The organism is Rhodococcus sp. YL-1 (genome assembly GCF_001942025.1).
GTDB classification, from domain to species: domain Bacteria; phylum Actinomycetota; class Actinomycetes; order Mycobacteriales; family Mycobacteriaceae; genus Rhodococcus_F; species Rhodococcus_F qingshengii.
The window spans coordinates 227,408-242,556 of record NZ_CP017300.1 but is presented as its reverse complement, the minus strand read 5'-3'; the positions used below and the strand labels follow the sequence as shown (position 1 = coordinate 242,556).

General features: G+C 61.7%; 15 protein-coding genes. 5 read left to right on the top strand and 10 right to left on the bottom strand.

What is annotated here, in order from left to right; all coding sequences use genetic code 11:
• Nucleotides 1-53: 53 nt before the first annotated feature.
• From BH682_RS30840 to BH682_RS30830, 3 genes are all read right to left on the bottom strand, one after another.
• Complete coding sequence (locus BH682_RS30840; RefSeq protein WP_075835756.1) at nucleotides 54-359, bottom strand: bifunctional 3-phenylpropionate/cinnamic acid dioxygenase ferredoxin subunit; 306 nt, start codon at nucleotides 357-359, stop codon at nucleotides 54-56.
• A gap of 42 nt (nucleotides 360-401) precedes the next feature.
• Nucleotides 402-1,379: an aldo/keto reductase gene (locus BH682_RS30835; RefSeq protein ID WP_199267566.1), complete on the bottom strand. Its 978-nt coding sequence runs from the start codon at nucleotides 1,377-1,379 to the stop codon at nucleotides 402-404.
• Nucleotides 1,380-1,489: 110 nt separating this feature from the next.
• Complete coding sequence (locus BH682_RS30830) at nucleotides 1,490-2,314, bottom strand: IclR family transcriptional regulator (RefSeq protein WP_083954769.1); 825 nt, start codon at nucleotides 2,312-2,314, stop codon at nucleotides 1,490-1,492.
• A 101-nt stretch (nucleotides 2,315-2,415) separates the two neighbouring features.
• Here BH682_RS30830 and BH682_RS30825 point away from each other — a divergent pair, with 101 nt between their 5' ends.
• Together BH682_RS30825 and BH682_RS36060 are read left to right on the top strand one after the other, a co-directional pair.
• The gene (locus BH682_RS30825; RefSeq protein WP_075835752.1) at nucleotides 2,416-3,909 is read left to right on the top strand and encodes an AMP-binding protein; all 1,494 of its coding nucleotides are present in this window, start codon (nucleotides 2,416-2,418) and stop codon (nucleotides 3,907-3,909) included.
• Entirely contained in the window at nucleotides 3,906-4,118 is a 213-nt protein-coding gene (locus BH682_RS36060) for a hypothetical protein (protein WP_075835750.1), read from the top strand. Before BH682_RS30825 ends, BH682_RS36060 begins: the two co-directional genes overlap by 4 nt.
• A 656-nt stretch (nucleotides 4,119-4,774) precedes the next feature.
• Here BH682_RS36060 and BH682_RS30810 read toward each other — a convergent pair.
• From BH682_RS30810 to BH682_RS30790, 6 genes are all read right to left on the bottom strand, one after another.
• On the bottom strand, nucleotides 4,775-5,233 hold the full coding sequence (locus tag BH682_RS30810; RefSeq protein ID WP_232354253.1) for a hypothetical protein: 459 nt from the start codon (nucleotides 5,231-5,233) through the stop codon (nucleotides 4,775-4,777).
• 512 nt (nucleotides 5,234-5,745) lie between these two features.
• Complete coding sequence (locus BH682_RS36050) at nucleotides 5,746-6,108, bottom strand: hypothetical protein (RefSeq protein ID WP_157127664.1); 363 nt, start codon at nucleotides 6,106-6,108, stop codon at nucleotides 5,746-5,748.
• 145 nt (nucleotides 6,109-6,253) lie between these two features.
• On the bottom strand, nucleotides 6,254-6,427 hold the full coding sequence (locus tag BH682_RS36480) for a hypothetical protein (RefSeq protein WP_168798851.1): 174 nt from the start codon (nucleotides 6,425-6,427) through the stop codon (nucleotides 6,254-6,256).
• A 58-nt stretch (nucleotides 6,428-6,485) separates the two neighbouring features.
• A complete protein-coding gene (locus BH682_RS30800) occupies nucleotides 6,486-8,639 on the bottom strand; it encodes an ADP-ribosyltransferase (protein WP_083954777.1) in 2,154 nt (717 codons plus the stop codon).
• 347 nt (nucleotides 8,640-8,986) lie between these two features.
• Complete coding sequence (locus tag BH682_RS30795; RefSeq protein WP_075835746.1) at nucleotides 8,987-9,394, bottom strand: hypothetical protein; 408 nt, start codon at nucleotides 9,392-9,394, stop codon at nucleotides 8,987-8,989.
• Between the two features lie 6 nt (nucleotides 9,395-9,400).
• Complete coding sequence (locus BH682_RS30790; RefSeq protein ID WP_075835744.1) at nucleotides 9,401-9,703, bottom strand: hypothetical protein; 303 nt, start codon at nucleotides 9,701-9,703, stop codon at nucleotides 9,401-9,403.
• A 46-nt stretch (nucleotides 9,704-9,749) separates the two neighbouring features.
• Between BH682_RS30790 and BH682_RS30785 the strand changes: the two genes are divergently transcribed.
• Nucleotides 9,750-11,033: an IS256 family transposase gene (locus BH682_RS30785; protein WP_075835742.1), complete on the top strand. Its 1,284-nt coding sequence runs from the start codon at nucleotides 9,750-9,752 to the stop codon at nucleotides 11,031-11,033.
• A 306-nt stretch (nucleotides 11,034-11,339) separates the two neighbouring features.
• Here BH682_RS30785 and BH682_RS30775 read toward each other — a convergent pair whose 3' ends face one another.
• A complete protein-coding gene (locus BH682_RS30775; RefSeq protein WP_232354252.1) occupies nucleotides 11,340-11,648 on the bottom strand; it encodes an HNH endonuclease family protein in 309 nt (102 codons plus the stop codon).
• A gap of 156 nt (nucleotides 11,649-11,804) precedes the next feature.
• On the opposite strand from BH682_RS30775, the gene BH682_RS30770 reads away from it, so the two are divergent.
• Both BH682_RS30770 and BH682_RS30765 read left to right on the top strand, forming a co-directional pair.
• On the top strand, nucleotides 11,805-12,980 hold the full coding sequence (locus tag BH682_RS30770; RefSeq protein ID WP_021334719.1) for a tyrosine-type recombinase/integrase: 1,176 nt from the start codon (nucleotides 11,805-11,807) through the stop codon (nucleotides 12,978-12,980).
• Nucleotides 12,973-15,132: a tyrosine-type recombinase/integrase gene (locus BH682_RS30765; protein ID WP_080656790.1), complete on the top strand. Its 2,160-nt coding sequence runs from the start codon at nucleotides 12,973-12,975 to the stop codon at nucleotides 15,130-15,132. The genes BH682_RS30770 and BH682_RS30765 overlap by 8 nt, the downstream gene beginning before the upstream one ends.
• Nucleotides 15,133-15,149: the final 17 nt, after the last annotated feature.

Sequence of the window (15,149 nt, the reverse complement as noted above, 5' to 3'; positions counted from 1 at the left end):
GCCCCAGCCGCACCGACGAATCGTAACCGTATCAAAACAAGCCGGGCGTGGCGCTAGTCCACCTCGACGTAGACTTCGTCGTCCACGACCTTGACGGAGTACGTCCTGATGTCGCGATTCGCCGGAGGACTGAGGACTCGTCCGGTCCGAAGGCAGAACTTCGCAAAGTGCCATGCGCACTCAACCTGGTCACCGTCGATATAGCCGTCTGCCAGCGATGAGTCGTCATGGCTGCAAGTGTCCTCGGTGGCAAAGAACTCTCCGTCTACGTTGAACACAGCGATCGGCGGTGTGGTTGGGACCTGCAGCGCATCCCCGGGGTTAAGGTTGCTGGTTTCGCATACTCGTATGAGGGGCATATTAGTGACTTTCACAACTCTGGTTTTGCGGATTGGATTGAACTACTGGGTGTAGAGGTTCGCCGGTTTCGGCGATATGCCGTCGAGGACGGCTAGCTGTTCGGAGGTCAATGTCAGCTGCATCGCCGGTAGAAGTTCGGTAAGTTCGTCGACCGTCTCCGGTCCAACCACAGCGGAGGACACTCCGGGTTGCGCCAACAGCCAAGACAAGGCGATCTGCGCGGGTGCGAGGTTCCACTCCGCGCCGAGTTTGGTAAGCCTTCGGTTCAGCTCGATTTCGGCAGGTGTGAATCGGCCGCCACCCCATCTGGCGTCACCGGCGTACTCACGGTCGGTCCCGCTTTCGGTGAGCAGACCTCCAGCGAGGGGGCCGAAGCAGACAGTCCCGACACCGGCTCGTCGAGTGGCAGGGAGCACCTCGGACTCGACCCACCGCTTTGCCAGGCTGTATCGGGTCTGATGGCAGATCGGCTTCGGCAAGCCAAGTCGCTCTGCAGTCGCCATCACCTCGGTGACCTGCCAGCCGTCGTAGGTCGAGAGTGCGTAATGGGTAATAACACCTTGCCGCACGAGATCGGCGAAAGTGCGAAGGGTCTCTTCGATGTCGGTCAGGGGGTCAGGATGGTGAGCGTAGTAGATGTCGACGTAGTCGGTTCTGAGTCGGTCGAGGCTCCGCTCGATGTTTCGCATGATGTGTGTTCGGCTGAGGCCACCGCCGGTGAATCCGCCGTCGTTGGGTCCGTCGCCGATCGGCTCGGAAACCTTAGTAGCCAGAATGATGTCCTCCCGGAGGCCTTCTATGGCGTCACCGACGATCTCCTCGGCCGAACGGCGATGCTTCCAGGTAGGTCCCTGTGGGCGATCGAATCGCGCTTGATTTCCATACGAATTCGCCGTGTCGATCACATTGATGCCCGACTCGATTGCGAAGTGAACGAGAGTGGCCGCGGCGTCTTCGGTGGGGGCGACCCCGAAGAGCGCGGTGCCGAGTGCAAGCGTCGACACTTTCGTGCCGGACACACCTAGTGTTCTGTACAATTTCGATTCTCTTTCTGGTCTGTGTACGTATTCCACCGTCTGGCGAAGTACGTAAATACAAATAGACGTCCGCCATTTGCTACCGGGCGTCTTTACGCGAATGTTGTGGATCCGAGTTGTCTGGAGATCTGCGCTGCGGCTTTGACGACCTTTGGTGAGAGCTTGCGGACTGCATCGGTCGATGCGTGCGCACTGATGGAGACGGCGCCTAGTACATCTCCCGATTTCAGATCGCGGATCGGCGCAGCCACGCAAACCATCCCCAGTAGTGTCTCTTCCTGATCGATGGCGAAACCCTGCTCCTTGGTTCGGGCGAGAAGTCGTTCGAGACGACCGGGGATTACCTGCGTGTACGGGGTGTAGCGACTCAATTTCTCACGTAGCGCGCGCTCGACGAGATCATCCGCCGCGCCCGCAAGCATTGCCTTGCCAAGTGCGGTTGCGTGAGCTTTCCGTCTGGTCCCGACCATGGTTCCGGAGCGGACCGAAGTGGGGCCGAAAAGCTTCTCCAGGTAAAGCACCTCGACACCCTGAAGAACAGCGAGGTGAACGGTCTCGCGGGTCTCTGCGTAAAGATCGGCGATGTAAGGCATCGCCCGCTCGCGCAGGCCATTCGGCCGACTGTTGCTGACTCGGTGGCCCAGCTCGAACACTCGGTCGGTGAGAGCGTAGCGATCACCGACCCTCTTCACGTACTTACCCTCGGTAAGTATCCCGAGCAAGCGATGGGCTGTCGATTTGGGTAGTTGCACCTTCTCTGCAAGCTCCGTTACGCCGAACACCGACTGTAGTCCTGCGAATGCGTCGAGCATCCGCAGGACCTTAGCGGCAGAGCTGTCCGACAGGCGTGCAACGGATTCCACGATGCTGGGTGTATCGCTGCGGATAGATGTGGAGATCTCGTTGAGCAGAGTCATAGTCGCCTCGCTGACATTAAATAAATGAACATTTACATATTTACCTGAGAGTGGAACTATGTCAACGGTCACATTGCATTCAATCTTCGGAAGGCCTCCTGATGCCCAATCTGCTCGATCCCGTCACCCGACACGCTGCAGCTTCCGACGCCGCAGTCGCCCTGCGTACGGACGAGGATCCCTGGACCTATGCAGGTCTTCGCGAAGCGAGTTTGCGGTACGCGGGTGCGCTGCGCGATGCCGGCGTCTCGGTGGGTGAACGTGTCCTCCTCGTAGCCCCATCGATTCCCGAATTCGTAGTGGCCTACATGGGAATTCAGGCACTCGGTGGGGTAGTGGTCCCTGTCAACACGATGTCGACTGCGGTCGAGGTCGAGTACTACCTGACCGATTCGGGTGCCGCCCTTGCGATCGGCTGGCACGCCCTCGGGCCGGCGGTCGCCGAGGCCGCTGCGGCGGTCGGGGTCCCGCACTGGACCCTCTACGCCGACGCACGGGTGGACGCCACTCCCCTGCCGGACGCGGTAGACCGTGACCGCAGGGAGACCGCCGCCATCCTCTACACCTCCGGAACCACCGGCAGACCGAAGGGTGCGGAGCTGACAGTCGGCAACCTCCTCTCCGGTGGCGAGATCGGGTGCCACCTCAGTCGCGGCACCGCCGAGGACCGCACCGGCACCGGCCTGCCCCTGTTTCACATCTTCGGCCAGGCTGCAGTCATGATGGCGACGTTCACTGGCGGTGGGTCGCTCTCGCTGCTCGGCAGATTCACCGCCGCCGGTATGATCGACATCCTTCGGCGCGACGATCTCACCATTATGTGCGGTGTGCCGACGATGTGGAATGCGATGTTGCATGCTGCTAGGGACGATGCGGACTTCACCCATCTGCGCGTCGCGATCTCCGGCGGCGCATCGCTGCCCGGCGAAATCGCCCGTGCCTTCGAATCCCGTTTCGGCTGCACGATTCTGGAGGGTTACGGCCTGACCGAGACCACCGCGGTCGGCACGTTCAACGATGTCGAACGCGGCCGCAAGATCGGCTCGACAGGCGGCGTCGTGCCTCGTCTCGAGGTCGAGGTCCGCGACACCGCCGGCAACTCGTGCCCGCCCGGAACCATCGGCGAGGTGTACATCAAGGGCGAGACTGTGATGAAGGGATACTGGAACCACCCCGACGCGACCGCCGCGGCGATTACCCCGGACGGTTGGTTCCGCACCGGCGATCTCGGCGAGTTCGACGCCGACCGCGACCTGCGTATAGCGGGCCGGATCAAGGACCTGATCATCCGCGGTGGATACAACGTCTACCCGGGAGAGGTTGAGGAGGTGCTCTACCAGCACCCTGACATCGTCGAGGCGGCTGTCGTCGGCGTTCCTGATGATTATTATGGCGAGGAAGTCGCAGCCGTCATTACCCGCGTCCCCGGATCTGCTCTCACCGAGGACGAGGTTGTCGCTTGGAGTCGGGAGAAGCTGTCCGCGTACAAGATTCCGCGTATTGTCCGGTTCGTGGATCAGCTGCCCAAGGGGTCGACCGGCAAGATTCTCAAGCGCGATATCGACCGCACCGACCTCAGAAAGGCATCCGCGTGACCTGGAACATCACAAGCAGGGAAAAGGGTAGCGCGATCAACAGTCCTCGGCCGGCATCTGCCGATGTTGCATTGGCGCTCGCTGCAGCCACCGTTCTTGGTATCACTGTCGGGGTTCTCCTCGCCGACATGGTGGCCGGTGTCTCGGTCGGAGCCGGTACCGCGGTGGTGTTCCGCTTCGTGCCGCGGACGATCATCACCAGAAAATGACCTATTGCGCTGGTCAGCGGCATGAAATAAGTCTGCGCATCGTCTCGTTGTAGAAGCTGTCGGTGTTCGGTTCTTTGCCCCGGGTACCACCCCAGAAATGCCGCTTGGCGCAAGACGGGCACCGACCCTGCGAAGCCGGGACACCATTTCAATGTCGGCGGCTTCGTCATTTGTCCCTATTGGGTGGCGAGATTTCTTTCAACCGCCCCGCCCCGCCAGAACAACCCTGCGGCAAGGGCGGCAACACGTGACCGGCAACATCGGTACTGACCCGGTGAGCGTCACCGCAGACTCACTCGTAGAAGCCACTGACCGGCGCCTTCTTTCCCGGATGGTAGGTCTGTTCCGCTTCACTCATAACTGGATTTCTTTCCTGAACAGCGCATCTTCAAACAACCTGGTCAGTGTCGGCCGGGGAGGTCGACTTCATCGGCGGTTTTGTCGTTTCTCAGTTGCAGTCCTCGAAAGGACGGGTGCCGAAGGCTGCCGCCGGTGAAGACCGGTGAACGGTAGGTATTCGAACCCTGCGCTATTTGTTGGATCTTTGCCCGTGGAGCGCCGCCCCTGGCATCTGTTCCTGCGAAGGAAACACACATACGGCCCGAACATGCTGCAGAACCGACACTCAGTCCAGCATCAACCGCTGCGGGTTCAGATCAGCGGATCATTTCAGTCGGTACCTGCAGATCCCCATGGTTGTAGAGAGTCGCGATCGCCGTCGGGTCATCTGCAGCACAAACGGCGGCAACGTCATCAAGGAGGGCATCGTAGTCAGCGCCGGTTTTGCCGTCGTATGCATCAGTCATGCGACCCCACTCGTCCCAGGGCAGCATCTCAACCTTGTTCATCGCCGCGAAGTCCTCGACTGCATTTCCGCGGATCTCACCGGGCCCCCAGTTATCCGTCCCGTAAACACCGAAGGAAGCAGCATCGATCTCCCCTCGACGGTAAGCGCTCCACGCTTCACCGCCAGTAAGGAACTGCTCCGGCGTGAGATCGTCCGCATTTCCCACGACATTCTGTCCAAGGACCTCGGGGTCAAGGCGGATCCAACGCGCCGGGGCGGTCAGGGTGTGGTCGTCGTAGTGATAGGTCGAGGTGTAGAGCGGAGGCATCTCGGCGGTCCCCCTTTCATCGCTGGTGTTGCTGGGTTCGAGATTTCCGACTTTCCAATATCGATTTGTATTGTTGCAACTGACTTTCTCTGAACCTAAGACTCATTCGCGTATCCGACCCCACACAGATGTGCACATGTTCGCGCGTCGCTTTCGCTTCGCCCGTGCCCATGCCCCGCCGGAGAAGTGCGCTCGACAGCACGGAACATCGAAGGGGGACGTGTCATCCATGCAGGTAAAACCTATTTTTGGGAGTCGCCGGGGGCGAGCCGCAGCCATCGGTGTGCTCGCCGCCTGGCACCGGGGCCGATGAAGAAATTTCCGAATGACCGCCTCTTCCGAGACATGCGAGTAGGGGACGACGAGCATCAGGTGGCCGGATTGCACGACCCACCGGTCGTGCGCGGTTCGGGACAGCAACTCACTTCTCCTCGCTGCATCTGCGCTGCGCAGGGCTGCACATGCCTGTAGACAGCCCCGAACGCGGGTTTCGCGAAATCGGGCCCGCGCCATTAGCTCGCCGGTTCAACTTCCTCTAGTTGCTGATCGCGCAGCTCGGCACGCACACGCCACCACCGCCAGAGCCCGGCCCCGGCGGAGATCGGCAACAACGCAAAAGCACTGGCAGCGATGATATTCGCGAGATTTTGTGCGATGCGGTCAACATCGTCAGCGGTCAGACCGTCGAGGAAAGCACCGATGATCGACCCGGCAGCAAGACCGCCACCGAAAACCAGGACCGCTCCGAATCCGAGGGTCCATCCGAAGATCGCCCAGGGAGTCCAGAAGTACCGCGGCGGCGTGCGACCGTCGTCGAGGAATTCACGCTGAAGCTCACGGAACTCCGCACGCCGGGCGCGAATACCTGCGCCCACGAACCACACGGTGGCGGATAGGCCGGCATGTCGGCGTACTTACGGAACTCGACCTGGAAACCCCAGGCGTCACCAGATGCGAGACCGATGAGGGAGTTGTCGTAGCGGGCGATCTGGGCGGCGGAATCGCTGGCGACAGGTGCGCTCACGGCTTCTCCTCTTGCTCGATCTCGTTGGCGGCTGTGCGGATCCGTTGGACCTCGATGAGGTCTAGGTCGGCGATACGGGCGTAGTAGTCCGCGATGGCGCGGGGGGTCATCCCTTCCTTAAGGTGTGCACGGATGTCGTCGAGTTGTTCTTGGGTCAGCTTGTCGCTCATGGTTGGCTTCTTTCTCAATTGAGGGGACGTGTCGTTTAACCAGCTAGATCACTATTTTCTATGCAACAGCCTTCAGCGGCGAGGGGGTGCCCTCCGCTTCGGCGACGAGGTCTTCGGCTACGAGCCACACGGTCGGCATGCCGCCGATGCCGTTGGCGTCGACCTTCACGCACCTCAGGTTCGTTCCGGTGGGAACGATGACTTCGTCTTCCGAGCTGAAGTTCGAGATGGATTTGACCGGCAATCCGTTCCGCGTCCGGATGACCATCATGTAGGGCCCGTTGGAATACCCCGCGAACGACGTCGCTGTCTGCTGTCTGGTTGTGCAACTGGTGACTTTGCCGATCTGGACCTTCGATCCAACCGTGAACGCGGCGTCGATGTACTCGGCGCTGCTGCCTTTCCACCCGCTCGGTGTTCGTGTACCGCGCATCACGGTCATCGGCGTGTTGTTCGGGTTGTGTTCGTCGAACTTGTCGAACGCCGAGTCGATTCCCGAGACAACGGTTTTGATGTGTGAGGAAGGTTTCGGGTCGCGGCCGGTCACAGCAGCGTTGATGCTTTGGTAGCTGCCACCTGTGTAGGTGGTCAGCGCACTTCGCTCGCTACTGGTGAGAACGTTCTTCACGAATGTCGAGTTCGTGTCGGTGAGCGCGCTGATGTTCGCGGTCTGGACGTTGTTGCCGCTGACAGCAAAGCCCCATGCGTGCAGGTTGCCGGCGCGTTGGTGGATGATCCCGTAGTCGTCGGCGGTTTCCTTGCCGAACGCGCGAATACCACTGCGGTACAGGGAAGCGTGCTTTTCGGCTCCCAAGCTGTCCGGCGGAATCTTGTGCTCGAAATGCGGGATCACACCGCCGCCCTTGGTCGGGGTGCCGAGTGCGCGCCGGTGAGCTCGAGCGTATGCATCGTCAGCCTGTGCCGGCGTCTTGCCGGCTGCGAGTGCCGCGGCGTGGGCCTTCTCCCCCGCTTCTGCTGCGGCCATCTCGCGCACGCGCTTCTGGTGCCGTTTGACGCCGTCGTAGATGTCGGCCCGGGCGGGCCCGGCGCCGGCTGAATCGGCGATCTTGTCGCGGGTACTGGTGAACTCGTCGTTGATGATCTTCGTTTGCGCTGCCGCCGTCGATGCCTTTCCCGCAGCTGCCTCGCTGGCGACTTCGAGCAGCACGTCGCCCTTTACGGAGTGCGCTTGCTTCTGCATCTCGGTGGCGTTCTCCGGCAGTGGTCCGGGATCGACCATGATCGGGATGCGGTTCGCCTTCGTGAGCGCATCGCTCTTGCCGTGGGCAATTGCGACGGGGTGGTACGAGTCGCCCTTGCGTTGGAGGACGACGAAGTCGCCGGACCCTCTGCGGACAATCGCGGTGCCTCCGTCGAGGTATCGCCCTTCGACCTCCTCGATTCCGGAGCCGGTTTCCATCGGGATGGTTCCGAATTTGTAGACGGTGGTGTCACGGTCGATGCCGGCGGGACCGATGACAGGTCCTTCCGCCAGAGCCGTTGCGGCTTCCTCCGCGTACTTGCGGTTCAGTGACCGGCTGATCGTGGCGACGTCGTCGTCGGAGAGGGAAGCGTAGTAGGCATCTCGCTCCTCGTCGCTGGCCATGTCGGCGCGCATTCCGAACTTGGCTGCTGCGAGGTCGTCTCGGGCCTCGCTCTGCCGGCGTTGAGCATCGACGTACTCGGTTTTAGCATCGTCGAGCGCTTTCTGCTGCTCGGCTACGGCTTCGGCGGTGCCGGTACCTTCTTCAAGCGCTTTCGTGGCCTTACGCAGTCGAGATCGGTACCGGTTGACAGCCTTTCGCGCCTCGTTGGCCTCGTCGTCGACCGACGCCACGTTCGCCTGAGCGGCTTCGAGCGCATCTTGTGCCGGAGTGGTCTTCGGCCCGGCCAGCTTCTCCCGCTCCGCTTTCGCTTGTGCGATCAGCAGTTTGGCGCTCGGCGGATTCGCGTGAGCACTGGGCATCGGGGTCTTCCCCAGGACCTCCGAGTCGATTCCCAGACCTGCCATGAACTCCTGGAGCACACTCGGTGGCGCCGCCTGGATCGCAGCAGCTGCCTCGACGAGCCCTTGCTCCTTGAGGTGGTCGACGACCTTCTTTCGAGCCTCGCGGCCGAGCCGACGGTTCCCGTTGGCCTTTGCCGCGGCCTTGTAGCTTCCGCATCCCGGGCAGCGACGGCCGGCAGTTCCGTGACCTTTTGAGCGACACATAGGGGGATCGTACTGGGAAGACGACACGTCCCCTCGGTCGATTCCCCAGCTCTCGCGGATGCACTTCACGCCCGCCGACAGAACGAAAAGGCTCGGTGTGCCGGCAACTCGGGAGATGTCGATCATTCCGATCACCCCGCCCGCCCGATGATGGGCCAATTCGATTCTTCAGTCGCGGCAGATGGTCGCGCCACCAGCCATTTCACTATTCAACATTACAATACTTATTTGCATTGTTGCAAGTGGGAATGTTTGGTACACGCCCGGAAAGCACTCCGCCTCCACTCTCAGCGCTGCGTGGAACGCTGAGAGTGGAGGCGGGTGAGAGTGTGAAGGCGGCTGTGCTTCTACGCAGCTTCTTCGAGGGTGCGGAGTTTCGCGTCGGCACGTCGCCCTTGGCCGATCGCCAGGGATGTCGCGAACCCTGTGAGGGGTGACTTCCCGAACTCGATACGCATCAGGACGCCCAGAACCAGCCCAGACACCGCCACCGCAGCGAGGGAGAAAATCGCCGACTGACCCGCCAGTACCTCCGCCAACACGAACAGGACAGAAACCGTTGCGAAAGCAGCGATTACGACTCGGCGTAGACGATCAACGTCGGTCCAAGCGAGATGACGACGGATCGCGCGGAGCGTTCGAGCATTGTCGGCGCTGTCATCGTGGTTGAGCTGATCGAGGTAACGGTCATACAGGCCGGCAGTCGTGACGGCGCCTGTACGGACAGCTTCTTTGAAGCGCAGCGAACGCAACATCGAACTTTATCCCGCATCCTTCCGGATTTGCGGCGTTTCACCGTTCACCGAGGAGTCGATCGCGTTGTTGCGAATTGCGTCGACGTCAGCGCCACTTGCTGATTCGATATTCGCCAACAGCCGGTCGGCGACCTGCGCATTGTTCATTGCCCACCCTTCAGTGCAGATGCGCAACGCGTTGGGAACAAAGCATGCCACCAGCACGACCGCGGCAACCAGTCCGCCGTAGGTCCCAGCCGTAACCGGATCTTCATCGGCAAACCTGCGCGCCACTATCGCTGCGACCAGGGCGACGAAAGCAACGATCATGGGACTGTAAGAACAACGGTGTAACTCTGAAAGGAGATACGCCACTATGACTGACGTGATTGAACGTGAGACAGAGACGAACTCGGCTCAGCCGGGTATCAGCGATGCGCGGCTCAAAGAGCTGGTCGAGCAGGCGCGAGCCGAAGGGCTGCAGTTGACCGGAGATGGTGGATTGCTGTCGAAGCTGACCAAGCTAGTCGTGGAGTCCGCGCTCGAAGGCGAGATGGACGACCACCTCGGATACGGCAAGAGCGACCCGGCAGGCAGGGGCAGCGGCAACTCCCGCAACGGCAGACGAGCCAAGAACGTGTTGACCGAGGCCGGCCCGGTCGAACTCGAGGTGCCCCGTGACCGGGATTCCTCCTTCGAGCCGAAGATCGTGGCCAAGCGGCAGCGTCGGCTGTCGGGCGTGGAGGACATGGTGATCTCATTGTCGGCCAAGGGTTTGACGACCGGTGAGATCGCTGCACACCTGGCCGAGGTGTACGGAGCTGATGTGTCCAAGCAGACGATCTCGACGATCACCGAGCGGGTGATGGAAGGCATGGCCGAGTGGCAGAACCGGCCGTTGGATCCTGTGTACCCGGTGTTGTTCATCGACTGCATCCACGTCAAGATCCGCGAGGGCAACGTCGCTAACCGGCCGATCTACGTCGCGATGGGGGTGACTGTCGACGGCACCCGCGACATCCTCGGATTGTGGGTCGGTGAGCACGGCGACGGGGAGGGAGCGAAGTACTGGCTTCGGGTGTTGTCCGAGCTGAAAAACCGTGGTGTGCAGGATGTTCTGATCGTCGTGTGCGATGGTCTCAAGCATCTACCCGACTCGATCGAGCAAGTGTGGCCACAGACCATCGTGCAGACTTGTGTGGTCCATCTTCTCCGTAACACCTACGCCTATGCCTCCCGCAAGGACTGGTCCGAGATCGCCAAGGACCTCAAACCCGTCTACACGGCTCCGTCGGAGCAGGCCGCGCTCGACCGATTCGCAGAGTTCAGTGACAAATGGGAGAAACGCTATCCCGCGATCATCAGGCTCTGGACTAACGCCTGGGCTGAGTTCGTGCCGTTCCTACAATTCGACAACGCCATCCGGCAGGTCATTTACACGACCAACGCCATCGAGAGTGTCAACGCTCGAATCCGCAGGGCTGTCAAGGCCCGTGGACACTTTCCGACCGAGGCCGCGGCCTTGAAATGCGTGTATCTGGCCATCATGAGCCTCGATCCCAAAGGCACCGCCCGCCAACGCTGGTCCAACCGATGGAAGGCAGCACTGAATGCCTTCGAGATAACGTTCGACGGACGGCTGTCTGCCGGACGAAAGTAGTTAGAAACCAATCAATTACACCGTTTTCTGGACAGACCCACGATCATTGCGACAAACGCGGGTGCGCTGATACGAGAGCGACGATTTCGTGATCTTGCGGTGAATCTTCTTCAGTACAACGGTCTGCTCTGACGCGTGTGAGGAGGTCAGCACATTTTGATACCTCTCGAGCAACGTGTCATGACTGACGCTGCCGTTGCGGAATCGGAGGACGAAACGAGTCGAGTCGATATTCCGGTCGAGCAATGAATCGGTGACGGAACTATGCATGTCGATTCCTTCGGTGTGAGTGATGGTGGCGTTCGGTCAGGAGCACGAGTTGCGGGCGGCGAGCACATCGCCTGAGGTGACGGCGAGCTGGTATTTCGCAGCGACGGTGAGGTAACGGGTGGCGTAGTCGCAGTGGAATGCGGCGTTGGGCGGGAGCCAGGTGTCGGGGCCTTTGTCTGACTTCGACTGGTTCGCTTTGCCTTGGGAGGCAATCAGGTTGATGTCGGTGTCGTTGGCGAAGTTCACCCGCTGCTCCAGCGTCCACGTCGCCGCTCCTGCGTCCCATGCCCGCGAGAGCGGGAAGACGTGTAATCCGTAGCTAGTAGGTAGTGCCGTTGACATCATCCTGGGCTTCCTTCCACGGATTCGGGATATGTGGGCGACGGTGTTATCTGCAGGCAGCGAGGTACGCCGATGACACCGCCGACACGCACCGTTCGGGTGCATCGAATCAGGCAGGGTCGGGCGTAGCTTCGAGTTCAGGCGAACGGGAGCGGGCTGATGGCTACAGCGCAACGTGTCACTCTCAGCGACGGTGCAACGACCTGGACGGTGATCGACAGATCGTTCGGTCTCGTTGAGCCGGTCGAGGCATACCTCGAGTACGGGCGGCAAATCGACTTCCGGCCGAACACGACCCGCGCCTACGCACAGAGCCTGGCCCAGTGGTGGTCGTTCCTGGAAGTGACCGGCACATCGTGGGATGCGGTGAAGCTGCACGACTTCGGCGACTTCATCTCTGCCCTGCGCTACGGCGAGCTGGACTCGCCGGTCCGCGAACTCCGCCCCCGACCGACGCTCAGCGACAGCACGGTGAACCTCCGCATGCGCGCGGTGATGAGTTTCTACCGCTACCAGGCCGACAGCGGAACAGACGCTGCGCCGTTCCTGTGGAAGCAAGCCCAGGTCCGATCGGGCCGCTACCTCTCGTTCCTCGAGCACGTGGCCAGGCGAGCGCCGCAGAAGCGCGCAACTATCCGAATCCGCGCCGCCCGCAAGGCCATCCCGGTTCTGACGCCGACCACGATCGACGCCCTCCAAGATGCCGAGGCCAGCTACGACCCGGTGCTCGAGGAGTGGCGAGGTGACCTGCGATATCGGTTCCTGTGGGCAGTCCTGGCGGAATCGGGCATGCGGATCGGTGAAGCCCTCTCGTTGCAGCACCGCGACTGGATCACCGGGATCGGTGGCAAGAGCGCCCGGGTCGCGATCGTGAGCAGGGTGCACCCGCACGGCCTGTCCGCCAAGTCCGGGGAGCGCGAGGTCCACATCGGGTCGCGGCTCGATCGGCTCTACGCCGACTACGTGTGGTGGCTGTGCGATCGAGGCGCCGATGTGGCCCTCGATGATTGGGACAGCAGCTACATCTTCTGCAACGTGATGCGGAACCCGCTGTTCGCGCCGCTGCGCACCGAGTCGGTCTATGCGCACCTGCGCTCGATGAAGCACCGCGACAACGACTTCCCGAACCTGATGACACCGCACTGGTTTCGGCACACCCACGCCACTGCGCTGTTGCTGGCAGGGAGCCCCGTCCACACCGTCAGTCGCCGCCTCGGCCACGCGAGCGTGCAGACCACGATGAACATCTACGGCCACGTCACCGAGGACGCCGAGCTGGCCTCGGTAGCGAACTGGCGCGAATACGTCGCCGGATGGGAGTATCCGAATGCTTAGCCCAGCAACAGATCCCGCAATCACGTCCTGGTCGCGCAGCCCCAAGAGACTGCACCAGATCGATCCGGGCTTGGCACTAGCGGACATGTTCGACCTCACCATCGCCCGCAGGCTCTGGGACTCTCTGCCCGAAGAATGCCGCAGCGATCACTTCGACAAGAAGACGATGCCGGCGCACTACCGACCGGCGATCCGCGAAGTAAACGTCGGTGGGGGCTGGACCTCCTGCTACCTGAACTTCCGCGGTTTGCCGGAGCCGATGACCTGGGAAATCGCCTGGATCATTCATCGGCGTATCGAGCTGGGTCACTTCGTCCGCGTCATCGAGACGAATGCCGTCTTCACCCTGCTGCGCGCCGCGATGCATCACGACGACGAGTGCCGGTCGGCGCAATCGCTGCTGCACCGTTCGCCGGACGAGTGGGTGAGATCCGCACGGAAGGCTCAGATGCGCGGTGAGAAGATCGGCGAGTCTGCGTTCAAAGGCGGCACCTACCGCCTCGGGCACATGGCCGCCGTGCTCGGATACGCCTATCACCGCGGCCCGTGGTGGGAGCTGAACGTCTGGAACCCCAGCCTCGACCCGAGGGTGCCCCAACGCGACCACGAACCGCAAGGTCGCACGACCATGCACTTCACCAACCTGACCAGCATGTGGTTGCGCGAGGGAGCGAAGTACTGGCTCTCGGCGGGCCTGACCACGGAACGGTACTCCTGGAGCACGATCAAATCGCGCCTGGACGCTCTGAAATGGCTGCAACGCTACATCGACACCACCGCCGATCAGGGCCCGTGCCTGACAACCGATCCACACCGCCTGCGGGGCTTCATCCGCGGCTTCTGCGACCTGCTCCTCGCACACCGCATCGAGTCCGGGGCGCGCGCGGGCAAGCCGCTGGCGACGAACCCACGCCGCCAGATCATGACCGCGATCGAACAGTTCTACCAGTTCATGTATGACCACCGGGACGAAGCCGCCACCGAACTCGGCATCAGCGCCTGGGCCACTCTGCGACCCGAGCACTGCGTGCTCTTCCGCCCCGAGGACAAGCCCCGCCTGGCCAACGTCAAGGCAGACGGCATGGTCCTCGAAGACGATGTCATGGCGCAGATCGCCGAAGGCAGCGGCCTGCTCGCACAGCCCGTGAACGAGGGCGGACTCGGCGACCTGCAAGCCTTCCACATCATGATGCTTCTGCTGCGCACCGGACGTCGCGCCAACGAGGTGCTGATGATGGACTTCGACCCACTCGAACCGATCCTGCGCACGCGCACAGACAGTGATCCTGACAGCGCGGGATTCGTCGCCCGGATGCGGTATCAACAGACCAAGATCGAATCGAACCTCGCACCCACGATCCCCGTGGACGAGGAGATCGTCACGATCATCCGAGCCCAACAAAAGCACGCCCGAGAAATGATGGCACACTTCGGAAACCCTGACGTCACGCCAAAATACCTGTTCCTTCGCACGACCCGAAACCGACTGGGCGACAAGCCTTACCCGCTTCCGACAATGCATCTGCGGTTCAGCAGACTCACCAGCCTGCTCAACATCAGAGACTCCGTCGGACGTCAGGTCGCGGTCTCCAAGACACACCGCTTCCGGCACACCGCCGCGACCAACCTCATCAACGCCGGAGTGCCGCTGCACGTCGTGATGCGCTACTTCGGACACATCTCTCCGGACATGACCTTGCACTACGCCGTGACCTCCGCTCAGACCATGGAGGAGGAATTCCTCCGATACAAGAAAGTCACCCGCGACGGCCGCACCGCCTCGATCGACAGCTCCGACCTCTACGACCTGATCCAGCTCGACAAGCGAGCCGACCGCATCCTCCCCAACGGCTGGTGCACGCTCCCACCGAAACAATTGTGCGATAAGGGAAACGCCTGCCTGTCCTGCTCGAAATTCGTCACCGACTCCACTCACGCCCCGCAGTTGCGGACCCAACTCACCGACACGGAAACCCTGATCGAACACCGGCAAGCAGTGTTCACCGCGAAGTACGGCGCCCCGATGGACGAGACGAACATCTGGCTGCACGGCCGCCAAATCGAGGTCGACTCGCTCAACCGGATCCTGCTCTCGATCAACGACGTCTCCGCCACCGACAAGGCCGTTCGCGGCCCCGGAACCACCATCTAGAGCAAGGAGAACCAGCC

Bases quoted from the DNA above. Each gene is read 5' to 3' on its own strand.
- BH682_RS30840 (WP_075835756.1), bottom strand. From the start codon at position 359: ATGCCCCTCATACGAGTATGCGAAACCAGCAACCTTAACCCCGGGGAT.
- BH682_RS30830 (WP_083954769.1), bottom strand. From the start codon at position 2,314: ATGACTCTGCTCAACGAGATCTCCACATCTATCCGCAGCGATACACCC.
- BH682_RS30825 (WP_075835752.1), top strand. From the start codon at position 2,416: ATGCCCAATCTGCTCGATCCCGTCACCCGACACGCTGCAGCTTCCGAC.
- BH682_RS30810 (WP_232354253.1), bottom strand. From the start codon at position 5,233: ATGCCTCCGCTCTACACCTCGACCTATCACTACGACGACCACACCCTG.
- BH682_RS36480 (WP_168798851.1), bottom strand. From the start codon at position 6,427: ATGAGCGACAAGCTGACCCAAGAACAACTCGACGACATCCGTGCACAC.
- BH682_RS30800 (WP_083954777.1), bottom strand. From the start codon at position 8,639: ATGTGTCGCTCAAAAGGTCACGGAACTGCCGGCCGTCGCTGCCCGGGA.
- BH682_RS30795 (WP_075835746.1), bottom strand. From the start codon at position 9,394: ATGTTGCGTTCGCTGCGCTTCAAAGAAGCTGTCCGTACAGGCGCCGTC.
- BH682_RS30790 (WP_075835744.1), bottom strand. From the start codon at position 9,703: ATGATCGTTGCTTTCGTCGCCCTGGTCGCAGCGATAGTGGCGCGCAGG.
- BH682_RS30785 (WP_075835742.1), top strand. From the start codon at position 9,750: ATGACTGACGTGATTGAACGTGAGACAGAGACGAACTCGGCTCAGCCG.
- BH682_RS30775 (WP_232354252.1), bottom strand. From the start codon at position 11,648: ATGATGTCAACGGCACTACCTACTAGCTACGGATTACACGTCTTCCCG.
- BH682_RS30770 (WP_021334719.1), top strand. From the start codon at position 11,805: ATGGCTACAGCGCAACGTGTCACTCTCAGCGACGGTGCAACGACCTGG.
- BH682_RS30765 (WP_080656790.1), top strand. From the start codon at position 12,973: ATGCTTAGCCCAGCAACAGATCCCGCAATCACGTCCTGGTCGCGCAGC.